Raw genomic sequence first — 20,512 nt, 5'->3', positions numbered from 1 at the left:
ATGCCCAGCAGCAAGCCGCTCGCCGAGTACGCCCGCAAGCGCGATTTCCGCCAGACCCCGGAGCCCAGCGGCCGCAAGCCTCGCAAGGACAGCACCGGGCTGCTCCGCTATTGCGTCCAGAAACACGACGCCAGCCGCCTGCACTACGACTTCCGCCTGGAGCTGGATGGCACCCTGAAGAGCTGGGCGGTGCCCAAGGGGCCGTGCCTCGACCCGGCGGTGAAGCGGCTCGCGGTGCAGGTTGAGGACCATCCGCTGGACTATGCCGATTTCGAAGGCAGCATCCCCCAGGGGCACTACGGCGCCGGCGACGTCATCGTCTGGGACCGAGGCGCCTGGACGCCTCTGGACGATCCGCGCGAGGGCCTGGAAAAGGGCCATCTCAGCTTCGCCCTGGATGGCGAGAAACTCTCCGGGCGTTGGCACCTGATCCGCACCAACCTGCGCGGCAAGCAGCCCCAGTGGTTCCTGGTCAAGGCCAAGGACGGCGAGGCGCGCAGCCTGGATCGCTTCGACGTGCTGAAGGAGCGTCCCGACAGCGTGCTCAGCGAGCGTACGCTGCTGCCCCGCCATGGCGAAGCCGCCACGCCCGCGGCCAGGCCGGCGCGACGCGGCAAGAGCGGGGGGAAGACGCCGATGCCCGAATGGATCGCCCCCGAGCTGGCCAGCCTGGTCGAGCAGCCTCCGCGAGGGGAGTGGGCCTACGAACTCAAGCTGGACGGCTATCGGCTGATGAGCCGCATCGAAGACGGCCGCGTGCGCCTGCTGACCCGCAACGGCCATGACTGGAGCGAACGCCTGCCGCACCTGGAGAAGGCCTTGGCCGGGCTCGGTCTGCAGCGCAGTTGGCTGGACGGCGAACTGGTGGTCCTCGACGAGGAGGGCCGACCGGACTTCCAGGCCCTGCAGAACGCCTTCGAGGAAGGTCGCGGCGAGAACATCCTGTACGTCCTCTTCGACCTGCCGTACCACGAAGGCGAGGATCTGCGCGATGTTGCCCTGGAGGAGCGCCGCGCGCGCCTGGAGGCGCTGCTGGAAGGGCGCGACGAAGACCCGCTGCGGTTCTCCGCGACGCTCGCGGAAGACCCCCGCGACCTGCTGGCCAGCGCCTGCAAGCTCGGTCTCGAAGGCGTGATCGGCAAGCGTCTGGGCAGCGCCTACCGTTCGCGCCGCAGCAACGACTGGATCAAGCTGAAGTGCCAGTTGCGCCAGGAGTTCGTGATCGTCGGCTACACCGAGCCGAAGGGCTCTCGCCGGCATATCGGCGCCTTGCTGCTCGGCCTCTACAGCCCTGACGAGGAGCGCCGGCTGCGCTATGCCGGCAAGGTCGGCAGCGGCTTCACCGCGGCCAGCCTGAAGAAGGTCCGTGAGCGCCTGGAACCCCTCGCGGTCCGCTCCAGCCCATTGGCGAAGGTGCCGCCGGCGCGCGAGACCGGGTCGGTGCAGTGGGTGCGCCCGCAACAGCTGTGCGAGGTTTCCTATGCGCAGATGACCCGTGGCGGGATCATCCGCCAGGCAGTGTTCCACGGCTTGCGCGAAGACAAGCCGGCGCGCGAGGTGACCGGCGAGCGTCCCGCCGGCCCGCCGCCGCTGCGCGGCGCGCGCAAGGCCGGCGCCGGTGCGTCGCGGGCGGCCACCGCCGGTGTGCGCATCAGCCATCCGCAGCGGCTGATCGACCCGTCGATCCAGGCCAGCAAGCTGGAACTCGCCGAGTTCCATGCGCGCTACGCCGACCTGCTCCTGCGCGACCTGCGCGAGCGCCCGGTGTCGCTGCTGCGCGGCCCCGACGGAATCGGCGGCGAACTGTTCTTCCAGAAGCACGCGGCGCGCCTGAATATCCCTGGCATCGTCCAGCTCGACCCGGCGCTCGATCCCGGTCATCCGCCGCTGTTGCAGATCCGCAGCGCCGAGGCGCTGGTCGGCGCGGTGCAGATGGGCAGCATCGAATTCCATACCTGGAACGCCAGCCTGGCCAACCTGGAGCGGCCCGACCGTTTCGTCCTCGACCTCGACCCGGACCCGGCGCTGCCGTGGAAGCGCATGCTCGAAGCGACCCAGCTGAGCCTGACGTTGCTCGACGAGCTGGGCCTGCGCGCCTTCCTCAAGACCAGCGGCGGCAAGGGCATGCACCTGCTGGTGCCGCTGGAGCGCCGGCATGGCTGGGACGAGGTCAAGGATTTCGCCCAGGCCATCTCCCAGCACTTGGCGCGCCTGATGCCGGAGCGTTTCTCGGCGGTTTCCGGGCCGCGCAACCGGGTCGGCAAGATCTTCGTCGACTACCTGCGCAACAGCCGCGGCGCCAGCACCGTGGCCGCCTACTCGGTGCGCGCCCGCGAAGGGTTGCCGGTGTCGGTACCGGTGTTCCGCGAGGAACTCGACTCGCTGCAGGGCGCCAACCAATGGAACCTGCGCAGTCTGCCGCAGCGCCTCGACGAACTCGCCGGCGACGATCCCTGGGCCGACTACGCCGGCACCCGCCAGCGCATCAGCGCGGCCATGCGGCGCCAGCTCGGGCGCGGCTGACCGTCCGCGAAAAAGGCGGAACTCCCCCGGCGCACAGGGCCTCCACCGTGCAACGAGATGCCGAGGAGGCCCCCGATGGATACCGCCTACCTGATCCTCGCGGCGCTGGTCCTGTTGCTCCTGGTGGATGCCTGGGCCATCAACAGCGTGCTCCGCAGCGACAGCTCCGCCAGTCGCAAGCTCGGCTGGTCGCTGCTGATCCTGCTCCTGCCCGTGCTCGGCCTGGTCCTCTGGGGATGGACCGGCCCCCGTGGCTTGCGCCCGGTGACCTCGCCGGAACACAGCAAGTGAACCCCACTGGAGACTGCCCATGAACAGCGAAACCTGTGCCTGTCCCAAATGCACCTGCCAGCCCGGCGCCGATGCCGTCGAACGCGACGGCCAGCACTATTGCTGCGCGGCCTGCGCCAGCGGCCACCCCCAGGGCGAGCCGTGCGGCGACGCCGATTGCCCCTGTGGCGGCACCACCCGGCCCCAGGTGGCGGAGGATCGCCAACTGGACGACGCGCTGAAGGAGACATTTCCCGCCAGCGACCCGATCTCGCCCTGAGGAGCGTGCCATGCCCGACCTGCAACTCGCGGACGAGGCCTCTCGCCTGGTGGCTTACCTGCGTAGCGCCGACCTCAGCCTGATCACCGCGGAATCCTGTACCGCCGGGCAGATCAGCGCCGAACTGTCGGCAGTGGCCGGCAGCGGCAAGGTGATGGAAGGCGGCTTCGTCGTCTATTCGCCGGCGGCCAAGCTTGCCCTGCTGGGGCTCGACCCGAACTGCCTGGAGCGTTTCAACCTGACCAGCGTGGAGGTCGCCGAGGCCATGGCCAGGGCGGCCCTGCAACGCAGTCCGGCGAGCGCCGCGCTGGCGGTCACGGGGTTGCTCGGCAGTGAAGCGAAGGACGGCATCCCGCCCGGTACCGTGTGCTTCGCCTGGGCCTTCCGGTTGCCCGCCGGCCTCGCCCTGTTCTCGCGCCGCGAGCGCTTCCACGGCGACCCCGCGCGGATGCGCCGGGAAGCCACCCGCTGGGCGCTGCGGCGCCTGCCCGAATTCCATCAACGCGCCTTGCGCGGCGAACGCGCCTGAGGCGTCCGACAGAGAGGAAACCACCATGAGCGAACAGCGACAGACCCTGCCGGCGCAGCACCAGGACCAGCGCCCCGGTCACGAAAGCGAGATGCAGCCGAAGCCGGAGTTCGTTTCCGCCGATTACCGTCCGGCGGCCAAGCTGGAGGGCAAGGTGGCCCTGGTCACCGGTGGCGATAGCGGTATCGGCCGCGCGGTGGCGGTGGCTTTCGCCCGCGAGAAGGCGGATGTGCTGCTGGTCTACCTGGATGAGAACGAAGACGCGGCGAAGACCCGCGAGATCATCGAGTCGCTCGGCCGCCAGTGCCTGGCGTTCGCCGGCGACGTCGCCGACGCCGGCTTCTGCCGCCAGGTGGTGGACACGCTAAGGCAGAAATGGGGGCGCCTCGACGTGCTGGTCAACAACGCCGGCGAGCAGCATCCGCAGGCGCGCCTGGAGGACATCAGCGAAGAGCAGTGGGAGAAGACCTTCCGCACCAACATCTTCGGCATGTTCCAGTTGACCAAGGCGGCCCTGCCGCTGATGGGCAAGGGCGGGGCGATCATCAACACCACCTCGATCACCGCCTACAAGGGCAACCCCCAGCTGATCGACTATTCCTCGACCAAGGGCGCGATCACCTCGTTCACCCGCTCGCTGTCGATGAACCTGGTCAACCGCGGCATCCGCGTCAACGCCGTGGCCCCGGGCCCGATCTGGACGCCGCTGATCCCGTCCACCTTCAGCGCCGAGAAGGTCGCCCATTTCGGCGCGGATACGCCGATGGGCCGGCCCGGCCAGCCGGAGGAGCTGGCCGCCAGCTACGTCTACCTGGCCTGCAACGACTCGTCCTACGTCAGCGGCCAGGTGCTGCACGTCAACGGCGGCACCGTGGTCAACGGCTGAGGCGCGCCGGCGGCCTCGCTCACCCGGGCGCGGCCGCCGGCAGCAGGGGATAGACCCGCACCGCGCTCAGGCGCTGCGGGAACAGCAGGGGATAGCAGAGTTGCAGGCGAACGTGCGCCTCGCTGGTGCTGAGGGTTGGCGCGAAAGTGGTGAGCACGGTCCGGCCGGGTTGTCCGGCGTCTGAGAAATGAACCATGAAAGCCTGCATCGGAGCGCTCCTGCCGGAATACGGGAAAGGTCACTGCTCAGTGAAGCTGTGCTCCAGCTCTCGCGCCAGTTCGCGCACCGACCGTTGGCAACGACATTCCTCCCGACTGACGCCGGCGCCCGGCGGTTCCGTCGTGCGCCCAGGCGGGCCGCCGGCGAAAAAGAATGAACCATCGCGGCCGCCGCGACTCCGCTTCTAGGTAGCCGGAACGGCCGGCCGCGACGCAGACAAGGAGCACGGCGATGAAACGCGACTGGGGGTTGATCAGGGATCTGCTGGAGCATCTGGAAAGCCTTGGCTTCGGCCAGCACTGGGAAGCGCGCGAGCTGCCCGGTCATTGCCGCGAGGCGGTGGCCTACCACTTGCAGTTGCTCAACCAGGCACAACTGCTCTGCGGCAGCGTCCAGCATTCCTGGACCGGCCAGGAGCACTGGGTGGTCCACCACCTGACCCTGGCCGGCCACGACCTGCTCGACCGCCTGCGCCAGGAACGCGCGGCGGCCGCCGTGCCGGTACGCAAGAGCGCCTGAGAAAACCCCGCAAGCACCGGCCTGCAGCGGCGGGCCGGAAGGAAGCCCGGCGATGCCCGACAGCCAAGACCAGACCCCGAACGCGGTCCAGACCCTGAAAGCCAGCATCCTCGCCAAGCTGCGCTACAGCGTCGGCCGCGACCCATCCACCGCCTGCCCGCACGACTGGTTCGAAGCGGTGGCCCTGGCGGTGCGCGACCACATCATCGACCACTGGGAGGAGGCCACCCCGCAAGGCGAAGCGCCCGCGCGCAAGCGGGTCTACTACCTGTCCCTGGAGTTCCTCATCGGTCGCCTGCTGCTGGACAACCTCGGCAACCTCGGGCTGCTCGAGGAAACCCGCCAGGCCCTTGCCGAGCTGGGCGTCGACCTGCAGCGGATCGTGGCCCTGGAGCCGGACGCGGCGCTCGGCAACGGCGGCCTCGGACGCCTGGCGGCATGCTTCATGGAAAGCATGGCCAGCCTCGACATTCCCGCGCATGGCTATGGCATCCGCTACGAGCATGGCCTGTTCCGCCAGGTGCTGACCGACGGCTGGCAGCAGGAGCAGACCGAGACCTGGCTGGATTTCGGCAATCCCTGGGAGTTCGAACGACCCGAGGTCAGCTACTACATCGACTTCGGCGGCAGCGTGCAGGTCGACAGCGAGCACAGTGGCCGCGCCATCTGGCGGCCGGACGAGCGGATCCGGGCGATCGCCTACGACACGCCGATCGTCGGCTGGCGGCGTGCCAGCGTGAACACCCTGCGCCTGTGGCGCGCCCGCGCCGAGGAAGACCTGCAACTGGACCGTTTCAACGCCGGCGACCATATCGGCGCGGTGGTCGACGTGGTCAAGGCGGAAAGCATCTCGCGGGTGCTGTATCCGGCCGACAGCACCGAGGCCGGTCAGGAACTGCGCCTGCGCCAGGAGTACTTCTTCGTCTCCGCCTCGCTGCAGGACCTGCTCGACCGCCACCTGCGCCATCATCACGACCTGCGTAGCCTGCCGGAACAGGTGGCGATCCAGCTCAACGACACCCACCCGGCGATCGCCGTCGCCGAGCTGATGCGGCAACTGGTGGACGTGCACCAACTGGCCTGGCCGGAGGCCTGGGCGCTGAGCGTGGCGACCCTGTCCTACACCAACCACACGCTGCTCCCGGAAGCCCTGGAATCCTGGCCGGTGGCGCTGATGGAGCGCCTGCTGCCGCGCCACATGCAGATCATCTACCTGATCAACGCCTTCCATATAGACGCGCTGCGCGCCCAGGACATCCACGACTTCGACCTGTTGCGTTCGGTCAGCCTGATCGAGGAGGGCCACGGCCGGCGGGTGCGCATGGGCAACCTGGCGTTCCTCGGTTCGCACCAGATCAACGGGGTATCGGCCTTGCACACCGAGCTGATGCGCGAAACCGTGTTCCATGACCTGCATCGCCTCTACCCGCAGCGCATCAGCAACAAGACCAACGGCGTGTCGTTCCGCCGCTGGCTGTTCCAGGCCAACCCGGGGTTGACCGAACTGCTGGTGGAGACCCTCGGCGCCGACCTGCTGGACACCCCGGAACGGCGCCTGCCGGACCTCGAGGAGCACGTCGAGGACGCCAGGCTGCGGGCGCGCTTCGCCGAGCAGCGCCGGCAGAACAAGACCGCCCTGGCGCGCCTGGTGCTGGACAGCCTCGGCGTGGCGATCGAACCGGAAGCGCTGTTCGACGTGCATATCAAGCGTATCCACGAATACAAGCGGCAGTTGCTCAACCTGCTGCACACCGTGGCGCTGTACCAGGAGATCCGCAACGACCCGACCGCCGACCGCGTGCCGCGGGTGAAGATCTTCGCCGGCAAGGCTGCCGCCAGCTACCACCAGGCCAAGCTGATCATCAAGCTGGCCAACGACATCGCCCGCACCATCAACGACGACCCCACCGTGCGCGGCCTGCTCAAGCTGGTGTTCCTGCCCAACTACAACGTCAGCCTGGCCGAGGCGATCATTCCCGCGGCGGACCTCTCCGAGCAGATCTCCACCGCCGGGCTCGAGGCCTCCGGGACCAGCAACATGAAGTTCGCCCTCAACGGCGCGCTGACCATCGGCACCCTGGACGGCGCCAACGTCGAGATGAGCCAGCGGATCGGCCTGGAACACATGTTCATCTTCGGCCTCAGCGCCCAGCAGGTAGAGCAGCGCCGGCAAGCCGGGGAGCTGGAGATGGGCGGGGTGATCGCCGCCTCGCCGCGGCTGGAGGAAGCCCTGGAGGCGATCCGCAGCGGGCTGTTCTCGGCCGACGACCGCAGCCGCTACGAAGGGCTGGTGGATGGCCTGGTGCACGACGACCGCTTCATGCTCTGCGCCGACTTCGAGGCCTACTGGCATGCGCAGTGTCGGGTCGAGGAAGTCTGGCGCGAGCCCGATCGCTGGTGGCGCTCGGCGTTGCTCAACGTGGCGCGGATCGGCTGGTTCAGCGCCGACCGGACGATCAGCGAATACGCCCGGGATATCTGGAAGCTATGAAGGGCCTTACCAGAAGCCGGCCGGGTGACGGCGTTCGGGGCCCTCCAGGCGAAGGTCGAAGGCGCGGCGGAAGAATACCGCCAGCTCGCTGTCCAGCACCATCGGGTTGATCGACGCCAGCTCGGCCGGCAGGCTGTGCCATTCCTGGGCCCCGGCCAGGTACTGGCGATGGATGACCCGCTCGCCGGGAATCGCCAGCAGGCTGTAGTGGCTTTTCTCGCCTCCCGGCTCGCCGACTTCCAGGCGCAGGCGAGGATGGCCATCCTCGTCGAGGTCGAGGTCCACGTTGCAGTCCAGGCCGTAGCTGCGCGCCTCTTCGCAGGAGTCGACGAAAAGCGGTTTCGCCACCTGTTCGACGAGAGCAATGAAATAGTGCTGGAATCGCACTTCGTCACTGTTTTCCATGGCGAGTTCCATTTGTTTTAAAGTTCGACGATTAATTATTGAATGGGTCTATCGGAATATCAGGGATTACAATAGAAAATAATAATTTAAGTGCCTCCGCCCGGGCCTTCTTCGGTATTCGCTCCATGATATTCGGGGTAGGGTTCCTGATCGCTGTCTCCCGGTTCGAAATTCCATTCATGGCAATCGCGATCGGGCTCTTCGTTGTTTACCACGGGATCGCTGTAGGCCGGATGCTCGTAGGGTTTCATGGTGCTCCTCCGAGATGTGCGGGCTTTCATCTGACGCAATTCGGGGATTCCTGTCAATGCTGGCAATGGAATAAGGCAAGAATCTTTGAAGCCTATGGGTTGCGCTCGAAACATGCTGGCAAAACGCTTCGCTTTCATTCGCTGAAAATAATCTGAACCCCTGGCGAAACACCCTCTCAGAGTTAAGGCATGCGCAACGCATGCGTCCATTAAATCTGTTCTGAAGAGATTATTCGGAGGAAATAGAAATGGCACAGCATCAAGGTGGTAAAGGCAACTTCGCGGAAGACCCGAAACGTGCTTCGGAGGCCGGCAAGAAGGGCGGCCAGGCCAGCGGCGGCAACTTCAAGAACGATCCGCAGCGGGCCTCCGAGGCTGGCAAGAAAGGTGGCCAGCGCAGCCACGGCGGGAACTGATAACCGCGCAGCGAAGTGAATGGGGCGGAGCAGGGAGGCATCCGCCCCATTTTCATGCCCAGGATGAGGAGAGGAAACCGATGAGCGAGCAGAACAACGAGCAGCGCAGCCAGGCGGCCGGCACCGACACCGTCGACCGTGGCAACGGCAACGCCAAGCTGGAACAGCTGGAGGCCTATCGCGAGGACGCCACCGGAGAGGCCCTGAGCACCAATACCGGCACCCGCATCGCCGACAACCAGAACACCCTGAAGGCCGGCGAGCGCGGACCGTCGTTGCTCGAAGACTTCATCATGCGCGAGAAGATCACCCACTTCGACCACGAGCGCATTCCCGAGCGCGTGGTCCACGCTCGTGGCTCGGCGGCGCATGGCTACTTCGAGGCCTACGAGGACCTCAGCGACCTGACCAAGGCTGGCTTCCTCGCCGAGGCGGGCAAGCGTACCCCGGTCTTCGTGCGTTTCTCCACCGTGCAGGGGCCGCGCGGGTCCGCGGATACGGTGCGTGACGTACGCGGCTTCGCCGTGAAGTTCTATACCGACGAAGGCAACTTCGACCTGGTCGGCAACAACATGCCGGTGTTCTTCATCCAGGATGCGATCAAGTTCCCCGACTTCGTCCATGCGGTGAAACCCGAACCGCACAACGAGATTCCCACCGGCGCGTCTGCCCACGACACCTTCTGGGACTTCGTTTCGCTGACCCCGGAGTCGGCGCACATGGTCATGTGGCTGATGTCCGATCGCGCCATTCCGATCGCCTACCGCAACATGCAGGGCTTCGGCGTGCACACCTTCCGCCTGGTCAACGCGGCCGGCGAGAGCGTGCTGGTCAAGTTCCACTGGCGACCGAAGTCCGGGACCTGCTCGCTGGTCTGGGACGAGGCGCAGAAGCTCGCCGGCAAGGACCCCGACTTCAACCGGCGGACCCTCTGGGAGGACATCGAGAAGGGCGACTATCCCGAATGGGAGCTGGGCCTGCAGGTGATCCCGGAGAACCAGCAGGACAGCTTCGACTTCGACCTGCTCGACCCCACCAAGCTGGTGCCCGAGGAGTTGGTGCCGGTAAGGGTGGTGGGGCGGATGGTACTCAACCGCAACCCCGACAATTTCTTCGCCGAGACCGAGCAGGTGGCGTTCCATGTCGGCCACCTGGTCCCCGGCATCGACTTCACCAACGACCCGCTGTTGCAGGGTCGGCTGTTCTCCTATACCGACACCCAACTGCTGCGCCTGAGCGGGCCGAACTTCAACGAAATCCCGATCAACCGCCCGCTGTGTCCGTTCCACAACAACCAGCGCGACGCGCCGCACCGGCAAACCATCAACCGCGGCCGGGCTTCCTATGAACCGAACTCGATCGACGGCGGCTGGCCGAAGGAAACCCCGCCGGCGGCGCGCAACGGCGGCTTCTCCAGCTACCACGAGCCGGTCAGCGGCAGCAAGCTGCGCAAGCGCGCCGACTCCTTCGCCGATCATTTCAGCCAGGCCGCATTGTTCTGGCACAGCATGAGCGAGGCCGAGCAGGCGCATATCGTCGCCGCCTACAGCTTCGAACTGTCCAAGGTCGAGCGGCAATCGATCCGTGAGCGCGAAGTCAACCAGATCCTCCTCAACATCGATCCGCAACTGGCCGCCAGGGTCGCGGCGAACGTCGGTGTGCAGCTCGCCGCGCCGGCCAACCCGGCACCGCAGCCGAAGCCGTCGCCGGCGCTGAGCCAGATGAACCTGCTGTCCGGCGACATCCGTTCGCGCAAGGTGGCGATCCTGATCGCCGACGGCGTCGCCGAGAGCGACGTCAGCGACCTGCGCGACGCCCTCCGCCAGGAGGGCGCGGACGCCAAGCTGATCGCCCCCAGCGCTTCGCCGGTGCAGGCTGAAAACGGCGCCGAACTGAACCCGGAGGGAACCTGGGACGGCCTGCCGTCGGTAGCCTTCGACGCGGTCTTCGTGCCTGGCGGCGCGGCCAGCAGCCAGGCCATCGGCGCGGACGGACGCGGCCTGCACTACCTGCTGGAAGCCTACAAGCACCTGAAGCCAGTGGCCTTCGCTGGCGATGCCCAGGCGCTGGCCAGCCAGCTTTCGTTGCCTGGCGACCCCGGCGTGGTGCTCGGCGCCACGGCCACCGATGTCTTCCCCGGCCTGCGCCAGGCATTGATGCAGCACCGGATCTGGCAGCGCGAGGCGGCGACCAAGGCGATCCCCGCCTGAGGAGCGCCGCTGGCGAATCCGATCGCACCTTCCCGTCGTCTCGTCGGTCACAGCTGGAAAGGGCGGCTGGCCGAGCGATTCGGCGGGAGGACCCGGATGACCTTGCGTTGCCTGATCGGCGGTTGCGACTGGTGCCGGCAACCGGCGTTGCGACTGGCTGAGGAAACCTTCGACTGCGAGCGCTGCCTGCGTTGCGGTGCCCTGCGTTACAGCGGGATACAACGCCGATGAGCGCCTGGGAGACGCTGTGGAAGATCCTCGGCGAGGAGTTCGCCGATCTCGCCGACTTCGAGCAGACCGCCCGCGCCGCGTTGCGCCTGCTGCTGGCGGCGGCGCTCGGCGCGGTACTCGGCTACGAGCGCGAGCAGAGCGGCAAGGCCGCCGGCCTGCGCACGCACATGCTGGTAACCCTCGGCGCGGCGCTGTTCGTCATGCCGCTGCAATTGCAGGGTGGCGGGGCGGACGCGCTGAGCCGGGTGATCCAGGGCACCGTCGCCGGCATCGGCTTCCTCTGCGCCGGCACCATCCTCAAGGCCGGACGGGAAAGCCGGGTCAGGGGCCTGACCACCGCAGCGGGACTCTGGGCCAGCACCGCCATAGGCGTCGCGGTCGGACTCGGTCAGCAAGGCACGGCGGTGCTCGGCACGGTCCTGGCGCTGCTGGTGCTGCATGTCCTGACCTGCCTGAACCGTTCGCCGCCATCTTCCGATAGCCATTGAGGAGATTTCCGTCATGTTCAAGGACTTCGCCGCCTGTACCGCCTGGACCGACGCGATGCAGGAGCGCTGCCAGCCGGTCGGCCTGATCCTCTACCAGCCCAAGCGGCGCGGCGCGGCGGTGCGCGTGCTGTGGGTCGTGACCCCGGGTTGCAGTTGCCTGAGCGACGCCGAGACCGCCGCCGACAACCTGCTGCAGCGCATCACCGACATCGCCGCCGACGGCCGCGTGCGTTACGCGGACGGCGGCACGCTGTAACCATCAAGAGGAGGAAACCGGCATGGCCCGTGCGATCTGGAAAGGCGCGATCAGCTTCGGCCTGGTGCATATACCGGTGAGCCTGTCGGCGGCGACCTCGTCGCAGGGCATCGATTCCGACTGGCTCGACCAGCGCAGCATGGAGCCGGTCGGCTACAAGCGGGTGAACAAGGTCACCGGCAAGGAGGTCGAGCGCGAGAACATCGTCAAGGGCGTGGAGTACGAAAAGGGCCGCTACGTGGTGCTGAGCGAGGAAGAAATCCGCGCGGCGCATCCCAAGTCGACCCAGACCATCGAGATCTTCGCTTTCGTCGATAGCCAGGAAATTCCCCTGCAGCACTTCGATACCCCGTACTACCTGGCCCCCGACCGGCGCGGAGGCAAGGTCTACGCGTTGCTCCGGGAGACCCTGGAGCGCACCGGCAAGGTCGCCCTGGCCAACGTCGTCCTCCACACCCGCCAGCACCTGGCGCTCCTGCGGCCTCTGCAGGACGCCCTGGTGCTGATCACCCTGCGCTGGCCGTCGCAGGTGCGCAGCCTGGATGGCCTGGAGCTGGACGAAAGCGTCACCGAGGCGAAACTCGACAAGCGCGAGCTGGAGATGGCCAAGCGCCTGGTGGAGGACATGGCCTCCCACTGGGAGCCGGACGAATACAAGGACAGCTTCAGCGACAAGATCATGAAGCTGGTCGAGGAAAAGGCCGCCAAGGGCCAGCTGCACGCGGTGGAGGAAGAGGAGGAGGTGGCCGGCAAGGGCGCCGACATCATCGATCTCACCGACCTGCTCAAGCGCAGCCTGCGTTCCCGCGCCGGCGGCGGCAAGGACAAGGGCAGCGAAAAGGCCGGGGCCGCCGCCAAGTCCGGTGCCTCGCGTTCGCGGCGCAAGGCCTGAGGCGAACCGCTGGGTAAATCAACCTGAACCAATCCGCCGCCGCCGGGCTCGGAATCAATGACCGCCCGCGCCGCCGGCCGTCCAAGGCCGGCGGACGCCTCGCGACCCATCGCCGAACCCACCTCCCGGAGGAGCGCGCTTCGATGAGTTCGATTGTCCGCAACAGCGACGATGACCCGCTGGCCATCGCCATCCAGCAGCCCCGTATCGCCATCGAGTCGGTCAGCCCGGTGGTGGAAGAGGGCGCCTATCCCGCGAAGACCGAGAGCGACCGCGACCTGCGCCTGGCCGCGCGAATCTTCACCGATGGCCACGAGGTACTCGGTGCCGAAGTGGTCTGGCGGCGTGTCGGGGAAACCGCGGAGCGGCGCCTGCCGCTACTGCCCGAAGGCAACGATTTCTGGAGCGCGCAGTTGCGCACGCCGCCCTGCGGCCGCCTGTACTTCCGTATCGAAGCCTGGATCGACCGTTTCGCCGGCTACCGCCGCGAACTGCGTGCCAAGCATGGCGCGCGCCTGCCGCTGGACCTGGAGCTGCGCGAGGGCGACGAACTGCTGCGGCGCTGCGCCGAGCGCGGCGGTCCGGAGATCGCCGCCGCCTGCGCGCCGCTGGCCGAACGCCTGCAGGCCTGTCAGAGCGTCGAGGAGCGGGTGGCGCTGTGGCTGGCGGCGCAGACCGGCGAGCTGTTGCGCCTGGTCGGCCCGCGCGAGCACCTGGTGCGCAGCCGCGAATACCCGCTGGAGGTGGAGCGACCGCTGGCGCGCTTCGCCAGTTGGTACGAGCTGTTCCCTCGCTCGGAAAGCGGCGACCCGACACGCCACGGTACCTTCGACGACGTGATCCGGCGCCTGCCGCAGATCGCCGCGATGGGCTTCGACGTTCTCTATTTCCCGCCGATCCACCCCATCGGCCGCAGCCATCGCAAGGGCCGCAACAATTCCTTGCGTGCCGAGGCCGGCGACCCCGGCAGCCCGTATGCGATCGGCAGCGAGGAGGGCGGCCACGAGGCGATCCATCCCGAACTGGGCGACCGCGAGGATTTCCGCCGGCTGCTCGTTGCGGTGCGCGAGCACGGCATGGAACTGGCGCTGGACTTCGCCATCCAGTGCTCCCCCGACCACCCCTGGCTGCGCGAGCATCCCGGCTGGTTCGCCTGGCGCCCGGACGGTAGCCTGCGCTACGCGGAGAATCCGCCGAAGAAGTACGAGGACATCGTCAACGTCGACTTCTACGCCGAACAAGCCCTGCCGAGCCTGTGGGAAGCCTTGCGCGACGTGGTGCTGGGCTGGGTCGAGCAGGGCGTGACGCTGTTTCGCGTCGACAACCCGCACACCAAGCCACTGCCGTTCTGGGAGTGGCTGATCGCCGAGGTGCGCGGCCGCCATCCGCAGGTGATCTTCCTTTCCGAGGCGTTCACCCGCCCGGCGATGATGGCGCGCCTGGGCAAGGTCGGCTTCAGCCAGAGCTACACCTATTTCACCTGGCGCAACGACAAGCAGGAACTGGCGGAGTACTTCGCCGAACTCAACCAGCCACCCTGGCGCGACTGCTACCGGCCGAACTTCTTCGTCAACACCCCGGACATCAATCCCTGGTTCCTGCAACGCTCCGGCCGCCCCGGCTTCCTCATCCGTGCCGCCCTGGCGACCATGGGTTCGGGGCTGTGGGGCATGTACTCCGGCTTCGAGCTGTGCGAGGCGGCGGCCTTGCCGGGCAAGGAGGAGTACCTCGACTCGGAGAAATACCAGTTGCGTCCGCGCGACTACCAGGCGCCGGGCAACATCGTCGCCGAGATCGCCCGGCTCAACCGCATCCGCCGGGAAAACCCGGCATTGCAGACGCACCTCGGGTTCCAGGTCTACAACGCCTGGAACGACCGCATCCTGTATTTCGGCAAGCGCACCGCGGACCTCGCCAACTTCGTCCTGGTGGCGGTCTGCCTGGACCCGCACGAAGCCCAGGAGGCGCATTTCGAACTGCCGCTGTGGGAGTTCAGCCTGCCCGACGACGCCAGCCTCCAGGGCGAGGACCTGATGAACGGGCATCGCTGGGTCTGGCACGGCAAGGTCCAGTGGATGCGCATCGAACCCTGGCACCTGCCGTTCGGCATCTGGCGCGTGCGGCGCGTCGACGCATAAGGAGAAACCCATGGCCAGACGCGAGAAACCGGTCTTTCTCAACGACCCGCAATGGTACAAGGACGCGGTGATCTACCAGGTCCACGTGAAATCCTTCTACGACGCCAACAACGATGGCATCGGCGACTTCGCCGGGCTGATCGAGAAGCTCGACTACATCGCCGACCTCGGCGTGAACACTCTCTGGCTGCTGCCGTTCTACCCGTCGCCACGCCGCGACGACGGCTACGACATCGCCCAGTACCGTGGCGTGCACAGCGACTACGGCAGCCTCGCCGACGCCCGCCGGTTCATCGCCGAGGCCCATCGACGCGGCCTGCGGGTGATTACCGAGCTGGTGATCAACCACACCTCCGACCAGCATCCCTGGTTCATCCGCGCCCGCCACGCGAAGAAGGGGTCGCGCGCCCGCGACTACTACGTCTGGTCGGACAGCGACGAGAAATACCAGGGTACGCGGATCATCTTCATCGACACCGAGCAGTCCAACTGGACCTGGGACCCGGTCGCCCAACAGTACTACTGGCACCGCTTCTATTCCCACCAGCCGGACCTGAACTTCGACAACCCGCAGGTCCTGCGCGAGGTCCTCGGGGTGATGCGCTACTGGCTGGACATGGGCGTCGACGGCCTGCGCCTGGACGCGATTCCCTACCTGATCGAACGCGACGGCACCAGCAGCGAGAACCTGCCGGAGACCCACCAGGTGCTCAAGCGCATCCGCGCCGAGCTGGACGCGCACTATCCCGACCGCATGCTGCTGGCCGAGGCCAACCAGTGGCCGGAAGACACCCGGCCGTACTTCGGCGGCGAGGATGGCGGCGAGGGCGACGAATGTCACATGGCCTTCCACTTCCCGCTGATGCCGCGCATGTACATGGCCATCGCCCAGGAGGATCGCTATCCGATCACCGACATCCTGCGCCAGACCCCGGACATCCCGGCCAATTGCCAATGGGCGATCTTCCTGCGCAACCACGACGAGCTGACCCTGGAGATGGTCACCGACGACGAGCGCGACTATCTCTGGAACCACTATGCCGCCGACCGCCGCGCGCGCCTCAACCTGGGCATCCGCCGGCGCCTGGCGCCGCTGGTGGAGCGTGACCGGCGGCGCATCGAGCTGCTGCACAGCCTGCTGTTGTCGATGCCGGGCACGCCGACCCTGTACTACGGCGACGAGATCGGCATGGGCGACAACATCTACCTCGGCGACCGCGACGGCGTGCGCACCCCGATGCAGTGGTCGGTGGACCGCAACGGCGGCTTCTCCCGCGCCGACCCGGCGAAGCTGGTGCTGCCGCCGATCCTCGACCCGCTGTACGGCTACCAGACGATCAACGTCGAGGCGCAGGCGCGCGACCCGCATTCGCTGCTCAACTGGATGCGCCGCCTGCTCGCCGTGCGCAGCCAGCAGAAGGCCTTCGGCCGCGGCAGCCTGAAGATGCTCGCGCCGAGCAACCGAAGGATCCTCGCCTACCTACGCGAATACGCCGAGGGCGAACGGCAGGACAGCATCCTCTGCGTGGCCAACCTGTCGCGCGCGGCCCAGGCGGTGGAACTGGACCTCGCCAGCCATGCCGGCAAGGTGCCGGTGGAAATGATCGGCGGCATGTCGTTCCCGCCGATCGGCGAGCTGACCTACCTGCTGACCCTGCCGCCCTACGGCTTCTACTGGTTCTACCTGGCCGACGCGACGCAGATGCCGAGCTGGCACGTGGCCGCCGACGAGCGCCTGCCGGAACTGCCGACCCTGGTGGTCAAGCAGCGCCTCGGCGAGCTGCTGCAGGGCGCATCGCGGAACATCCTGGAAGGCGAGACACTGCCGGCCTACCTGCCGAAGCGCCGCTGGTTCGCCGGCGAGAAAGGCCAGCCACGGCTCTGCTACATCGTTCCGCTGGACGAGGCGGAGCCGCGCTGTGCGTTGTGCGAAGTGGAGATCGACGGGCTGCGCTACCAGTTGCCGTTGGGCTTCCTCGACGCCGACCAGCGCGGCGACAGCCTGCCTCAGTTGCTGGCCCTAGCGCGCCTGCGGCGCGGTCGCAAGGTCGGCCTGCTGACCGACGCCGCCAGCCTGCCGCTGTTCGCCCGCAAGGTCCTCGCGCAACTCCGCGCCGAGGCGGTGATCGCCCACGGCGACGGCGAGATCCAGTTCATCCCGGCGGCGGGACTGGCGGAACTGGACGACATCGCCGACGAAGACGTCCTGCCGTTCTCGGTGGAACAGTCCAACAGCTCGATCCGCTTCGGCGAGCGCATGGTCCTCAAGGTGCTGCGCAAGATCCTTCCGGGGCTGCACCCGGAAATCGAGGTCGGCGGCTACCTGACCCGCCACGGCTACCCCGGCATCGCCCCGTTGCTCGGCGAGGTACGGCGGGTCGGCGCGGATGGCGAGCCGCACACGCTGATGATCCTGCAGGGCTACCTGAACAACCAGGGCGACGCCTGGAACTGGACCCTGGACAACCTGGAGCGAGCCGTGCGCGACGAGATATCCGCGGCCAGCGAGGCGCTCGAAGGGCAATACGACAGCCTCGCCGAACTGCGCGGCTTCGCCGCCAACCTCGGCGCCCGGCTCGGCGAGATGCACAGCGTACTGCCCGGCGAGTCGGACGATCCGGCCTTCGGCAGCCGCGAGAGCGACGAAGCCAGCGTCCAGGCCTGGGCGCTGCGCATCGCCGAACAGTTGCGCGAAGCCGGCAAACGCCTGAGCGAGCCGCCACGGCCGTTGCAGGGCGAGGCGGCGGAACAGGCGCGGCGCCTGCTGGAACGCCTGCCGGCGCTGCTCGAACGCCTGCCGCTGCTGGCCCGGCAAGCAGCCGGCGGGCTGCTGATCAGGGTTCACGGCGACCTGCACCTGGGCCAGGTGCTGATGGTCCAGGGCGACGCACGCTTCATCGACTTCGAGGGCGAGCCGGCGCGCAGCCTGGAAGAGCGCCGCCAGCGCCACAGTCCGATGAAGGACGTCGGCGGCATGCTGCGCTCGTTCGACTACGCGGCGGCGATGGTCCTGCGCAACGCGCAGAGCACCGATAGCTCGGAACAGGCCGACAGCGCCCGGCGCAAGGTCGCCATGCGCTATCGCAGCGAAGCCCGCGACGCCTTCCTGGTCGGCTACCGCGCCGCCGCAGCGGGCCTCGCGCACGCCTGGCACGGCCGCGAAGGCGAGGGCGCGGCGCTGGCCCTGGCCTGCCTGGAAAAGGCCGCCTACGAATTGCTCTACGAAGCCGACTACCGCCCCGACTGGCTGGAAGTGCCTCTCGCCGGTCTGGCCGAACTCACCGAACACCTCCTGAAGGGCAAGAACCGATGAGCGAACCGATGTCCGAACGCGAACGCTGGCAACTGGAGCTGGACAAGCTGCAGCGCGGCCTGCAGGGCGATCCATTCGCCTTCCTCGGCCCGCAGCGCGACGCCGGCGGCGAAGGCGGCGTGCTGCGCGCCTACCTGCCCGGCGCGCAGCGCGTCGAGCTGCTCGACGAAGACGGCGCGACGCTCGCCGAACTGGAGCAGAGCGACCCCGGCAGCGGCTTGTTCCAGCGCCGCCTGGAGCGCCTGCCGCCGCGCTACCGCCTGCGCGTGCACTGGCCGGACGGCGTGCAGGAAAGCGAAGACCCCTATGCCTTCGGGCCGTTGCTCGGCGAACTCGACCTTTACCTGTTCGCCGAAGGCAACCACCGCCAACTGGCCTCCTGCCTGGGCGCGCAACTGACCCGTCACGAAGGCGTGGAGGGCGTGCGCTTCGCGGTCTGGGCGCCGAACGCCGTGCGCGTCTCGGTGGTCGGCGATTTCAACGGCTGGGACGGGCGCCGTCACCCGATGCGACGACGCTATCCCTCCGGCGTCTGGGAACTGTTCGTCCCGCGCCTCGGCGAGGGCGAACTGTACAAGTACGAGTTGCAGGGCCACGACGGCCTCCTGCCGCTGAAGGCCGACCCCCTGGCGCTGGCCTGCGAGACGCCGCCCGGAACCGCTTCGAAGACCTGCGCGGCGTTGCGCCACGAGTGGCGCGACCAGGACTGGCTGGCCCGGCGCGCGGAGCGCCAGGGCTATGCGGCACCGCTGTCGATCTACGAAGTCCACGCCGGCTCCTGGCGCCACCGCGACGGCCGGCCGCCGCACTGGTCGGAACTGGCGGAGGAGCTGATTCCCTACGTGCGCCAGCTCGGCTTCACCCATATCGAGCTGATGCCGGTGATGGAACATCCCTTCGGCGGCTCCTGGGGCTACCAGCCGCTCGGGTTGTTCGCCCCCACCGCGCGCTACGGCACGCCGGAGGACTTCGCCGCGTTCGTCGACGCCTGCCACCAGGCCGGCATCGGCGTGATCCTCGACTGGGTGCCGGCGCATTTTCCCACCGACGCCCACGGCCTGGGCCGTTTCGACGGCACGGCGCTGTACGAGTACGAACATCCCTTCGAAGGCTTCCACCAGGACTGGGATACCTACATCTACAACCTTGGCCGCAGCGAGGTGCACGGCTTCATGCTGGCCTCGGCGCTGCACTGGCTGCGCACCTACCACGTCGACGGCCTGCGGGTGGATGCGGTGGCCTCGATGCTCTACCGCGACTATTCGCGCAAGGAAGGCGAATGGCTGCCGAACCGCCATGGCGGCCGGGAGAACCTGGAGGCCATCGACTTCCTCCATCACCTCAACCAGGTGGTCGCCAGCGAGACCCCCGGCGCGCTGGTGATCGCCGAGGAATCCACCGCCTGGCCCGGCGTCAGCCGTCCGGTGGCGGAGGGCGGCCTGGGCTTCAGCCATAAGTGGAACATGGGCTGGATGCACGACAGCCTGGCGTACATCGGCGAAGACCCGCTGCACCGGCGCTATCACCACCACCAGTTGACCTTCGGCCTGCTCTACGCCTTCTCCGAGCATTTCATCCTGCCGATCTCCCACGACGAGGTGGTACATGGCAAGCACTCGCTACTGGACAAGATGCCCGGCGACCGTTGGCAGAAGTTCGCCAACCTGCGCCTGTACCTGAGCTTCATGTGGTCGCACCCGGGCAAGAAGCTGCTGTTCATGGGATGCGAGTTCGGCCAGTGGCGCGAGTGGAACCACGACGGCGAACTGGACTGGTACCTGCTGCGCTATCCGGAGCATCAGGGCGTACAGGACCTGGTGGCGGCCCTCAACCGGCTGTACCGCGAACTCCCCGCACTGCATGCGCGCGACGGCGAGGCGCTCGGCTTCGAATGGCTGATCGGCGACGACCAGGCGAACAGTGTCTACGCCTGGCTGCGCCACGCGGCCGGCGAGCCATCGCTGCTGGCGGTACACAATTTCACCCCGGTGCCGCGCCAGGGCTATCGGATCGGCGTAGCGCAAGGCGGCGACTGGGACGTGCTGCTCAATAGCGACGCCCAGGCGTTCGCCGGTTCCGGCTCAGGCAGCCAGGACCGCGTCTCCAGCGAGTCGTGCGGCGCCCATGGCCAGGCGCAGTCGCTGCTGCTCGACCTGCCGCCGCTGGGCACGCTGCTGCTGCGTCCGGCCGGCTGA

The 20,512-nt window shown here is 67.7% G+C and carries 18 protein-coding genes and 1 pseudogene; 16 read left to right on the top strand and 3 right to left on the bottom strand.

All coding sequences use genetic code 11. The annotated features are described in order from the left end of the window. The 5 genes and pseudogenes from ligD to AC4OR5_RS10180 all read left to right on the top strand — a co-directional run bounded on the left by ligD (position 1) and on the right by AC4OR5_RS10180 (position 4,488). On the top strand, positions 1-2,523 hold the full coding sequence (gene ligD, locus AC4OR5_RS10200; protein ID WP_058160428.1) for a DNA ligase D: 2,523 nt from the start codon (positions 1-3) through the stop codon (positions 2,521-2,523). 75 nt (positions 2,524-2,598) lie between these two features. Then, entirely contained in the window at positions 2,599-2,814 is a 216-nt protein-coding gene (locus tag AC4OR5_RS10195) for a PLDc N-terminal domain-containing protein (protein WP_023126024.1), read from the top strand. A gap of 19 nt (positions 2,815-2,833) precedes the next feature. After that, complete coding sequence (locus AC4OR5_RS10190; RefSeq protein ID WP_003088895.1) at positions 2,834-3,073, top strand: metallothionein; 240 nt, start codon at positions 2,834-2,836, stop codon at positions 3,071-3,073. A gap of 10 nt (positions 3,074-3,083) precedes the next feature. Further along, positions 3,084-3,631: pseudogene (locus AC4OR5_RS10185) on the top strand (CinA family protein). Further along, positions 3,628-4,488 (top strand): SDR family oxidoreductase, encoded by an 861-nt coding sequence (locus tag AC4OR5_RS10180; RefSeq protein WP_003109865.1) that lies wholly within the window; start codon positions 3,628-3,630, stop codon positions 4,486-4,488. The pseudogene AC4OR5_RS10185 and the gene AC4OR5_RS10180 overlap by 4 nt, the downstream one beginning before the upstream one ends. A gap of 19 nt (positions 4,489-4,507) precedes the next feature. Here AC4OR5_RS10180 and AC4OR5_RS10175 read toward each other — a convergent pair whose 3' ends face one another. Beyond that, the gene (locus tag AC4OR5_RS10175; protein WP_170868682.1) at positions 4,508-4,684 is read right to left on the bottom strand and encodes a hypothetical protein; all 177 of its coding nucleotides are present in this window, start codon (positions 4,682-4,684) and stop codon (positions 4,508-4,510) included. A 254-nt stretch (positions 4,685-4,938) separates the two neighbouring features. Between AC4OR5_RS10175 and AC4OR5_RS10170 the strand changes: the two genes are divergently transcribed. Further along, the gene (locus AC4OR5_RS10170; protein WP_034026134.1) at positions 4,939-5,226 is read left to right on the top strand and encodes a DUF2513 domain-containing protein; all 288 of its coding nucleotides are present in this window, start codon (positions 4,939-4,941) and stop codon (positions 5,224-5,226) included. Positions 5,227-5,278: 52 nt separating this feature from the next. Further along, a complete protein-coding gene (locus AC4OR5_RS10165) occupies positions 5,279-7,717 on the top strand; it encodes a glycogen/starch/alpha-glucan phosphorylase (RefSeq protein WP_023097652.1) in 2,439 nt (812 codons plus the stop codon). Between the two features lie 6 nt (positions 7,718-7,723). Here the strand turns inward: AC4OR5_RS10165 and AC4OR5_RS10160 are convergent, their stop codons facing one another. Together AC4OR5_RS10160 and AC4OR5_RS10155 are read right to left on the bottom strand one after the other, a co-directional pair. After that, on the bottom strand, positions 7,724-8,122 hold the full coding sequence (locus tag AC4OR5_RS10160; RefSeq protein ID WP_023126022.1) for a hypothetical protein: 399 nt from the start codon (positions 8,120-8,122) through the stop codon (positions 7,724-7,726). Between the two features lie 86 nt (positions 8,123-8,208). Next, positions 8,209-8,373, bottom strand: a complete 165-nt coding sequence (locus tag AC4OR5_RS10155; protein ID WP_162879089.1) for a hypothetical protein — start codon at positions 8,371-8,373, stop codon at positions 8,209-8,211. Positions 8,374-8,621: 248 nt separating this feature from the next. On the opposite strand from AC4OR5_RS10155, the gene AC4OR5_RS10150 reads away from it, so the two are divergent. From AC4OR5_RS10150 to glgB, 9 genes are all read left to right on the top strand, one after another. Then, entirely contained in the window at positions 8,622-8,789 is a 168-nt protein-coding gene (locus tag AC4OR5_RS10150; protein WP_003088912.1) for a con-10 family general stress protein, read from the top strand. Positions 8,790-8,869: 80 nt separating this feature from the next. Then, entirely contained in the window at positions 8,870-10,999 is a 2,130-nt protein-coding gene (gene katE, locus AC4OR5_RS10145; protein ID WP_057384801.1) for a catalase HPII, read from the top strand. Positions 11,000-11,095: 96 nt separating this feature from the next. Next, positions 11,096-11,230, top strand: coding sequence for a PSPA7_2676 family Cys-rich small protein (locus AC4OR5_RS10140; RefSeq protein WP_023107963.1), 135 nt, complete (start codon positions 11,096-11,098; stop codon positions 11,228-11,230). Continuing rightward, on the top strand, positions 11,227-11,718 hold the full coding sequence (locus AC4OR5_RS10135; RefSeq protein ID WP_023097649.1) for an MgtC/SapB family protein: 492 nt from the start codon (positions 11,227-11,229) through the stop codon (positions 11,716-11,718). The genes AC4OR5_RS10140 and AC4OR5_RS10135 overlap by 4 nt, the downstream gene beginning before the upstream one ends. Before the next feature lie 13 nt (positions 11,719-11,731). Next, positions 11,732-11,974, top strand: coding sequence for a hypothetical protein (locus AC4OR5_RS10130; RefSeq protein ID WP_058153077.1), 243 nt, complete (start codon positions 11,732-11,734; stop codon positions 11,972-11,974). Between the two features lie 22 nt (positions 11,975-11,996). Continuing rightward, on the top strand, positions 11,997-12,866 hold the full coding sequence (ku, locus tag AC4OR5_RS10125) for a non-homologous end joining protein Ku (RefSeq protein ID WP_058160430.1): 870 nt from the start codon (positions 11,997-11,999) through the stop codon (positions 12,864-12,866). A gap of 143 nt (positions 12,867-13,009) precedes the next feature. Further along, a complete protein-coding gene (locus AC4OR5_RS10120) occupies positions 13,010-15,004 on the top strand; it encodes an alpha-1,4-glucan--maltose-1-phosphate maltosyltransferase (protein ID WP_058160431.1) in 1,995 nt (664 codons plus the stop codon). A gap of 10 nt (positions 15,005-15,014) precedes the next feature. Further along, positions 15,015-18,317 carry a maltose alpha-D-glucosyltransferase gene (treS, locus tag AC4OR5_RS10115; protein WP_116271241.1) on the top strand — a complete coding sequence of 1,101 codons (3,303 nt, stop codon included), beginning with the start codon at positions 15,015-15,017 and terminating at the stop codon, positions 18,315-18,317. Beyond that, positions 18,314-20,512, top strand: coding sequence for a 1,4-alpha-glucan branching protein GlgB (gene glgB, locus AC4OR5_RS10110; RefSeq protein ID WP_116271240.1), 2,199 nt, complete (start codon positions 18,314-18,316; stop codon positions 20,510-20,512). Before treS ends, glgB begins: the two co-directional genes overlap by 4 nt.

The sequence above is a fragment of the Pseudomonas sp. YA1 genome (assembly GCF_058680555.1).
Note: the sequence above shows the minus strand (reverse complement) of the source record. Positions and strands in the feature narration are given on the sequence as shown.

Bases quoted from the DNA above. Each gene is read 5' to 3' on its own strand.
- ligD (WP_058160428.1), top strand. From the start codon at position 1: ATGCCCAGCAGCAAGCCGCTCGCCGAGTACGCCCGCAAGCGCGATTTC.
- AC4OR5_RS10195 (WP_023126024.1), top strand. From the start codon at position 2,599: ATGGATACCGCCTACCTGATCCTCGCGGCGCTGGTCCTGTTGCTCCTG.
- AC4OR5_RS10190 (WP_003088895.1), top strand. From the start codon at position 2,834: ATGAACAGCGAAACCTGTGCCTGTCCCAAATGCACCTGCCAGCCCGGC.
- AC4OR5_RS10180 (WP_003109865.1), top strand. From the start codon at position 3,628: ATGAGCGAACAGCGACAGACCCTGCCGGCGCAGCACCAGGACCAGCGC.
- AC4OR5_RS10175 (WP_170868682.1), bottom strand. From the start codon at position 4,684: ATGGTTCATTTCTCAGACGCCGGACAACCCGGCCGGACCGTGCTCACC.
- AC4OR5_RS10170 (WP_034026134.1), top strand. From the start codon at position 4,939: ATGAAACGCGACTGGGGGTTGATCAGGGATCTGCTGGAGCATCTGGAA.
- AC4OR5_RS10165 (WP_023097652.1), top strand. From the start codon at position 5,279: ATGCCCGACAGCCAAGACCAGACCCCGAACGCGGTCCAGACCCTGAAA.
- AC4OR5_RS10160 (WP_023126022.1), bottom strand. From the start codon at position 8,122: ATGGAAAACAGTGACGAAGTGCGATTCCAGCACTATTTCATTGCTCTC.
- AC4OR5_RS10155 (WP_162879089.1), bottom strand. From the start codon at position 8,373: ATGAAACCCTACGAGCATCCGGCCTACAGCGATCCCGTGGTAAACAAC.
- AC4OR5_RS10150 (WP_003088912.1), top strand. From the start codon at position 8,622: ATGGCACAGCATCAAGGTGGTAAAGGCAACTTCGCGGAAGACCCGAAA.
- katE (WP_057384801.1), top strand. From the start codon at position 8,870: ATGAGCGAGCAGAACAACGAGCAGCGCAGCCAGGCGGCCGGCACCGAC.
- AC4OR5_RS10140 (WP_023107963.1), top strand. From the start codon at position 11,096: ATGACCTTGCGTTGCCTGATCGGCGGTTGCGACTGGTGCCGGCAACCG.
- AC4OR5_RS10135 (WP_023097649.1), top strand. From the start codon at position 11,227: ATGAGCGCCTGGGAGACGCTGTGGAAGATCCTCGGCGAGGAGTTCGCC.
- AC4OR5_RS10130 (WP_058153077.1), top strand. From the start codon at position 11,732: ATGTTCAAGGACTTCGCCGCCTGTACCGCCTGGACCGACGCGATGCAG.
- ku (WP_058160430.1), top strand. From the start codon at position 11,997: ATGGCCCGTGCGATCTGGAAAGGCGCGATCAGCTTCGGCCTGGTGCAT.
- AC4OR5_RS10120 (WP_058160431.1), top strand. From the start codon at position 13,010: ATGAGTTCGATTGTCCGCAACAGCGACGATGACCCGCTGGCCATCGCC.
- treS (WP_116271241.1), top strand. From the start codon at position 15,015: ATGGCCAGACGCGAGAAACCGGTCTTTCTCAACGACCCGCAATGGTAC.
- glgB (WP_116271240.1), top strand. From the start codon at position 18,314: ATGAGCGAACCGATGTCCGAACGCGAACGCTGGCAACTGGAGCTGGAC.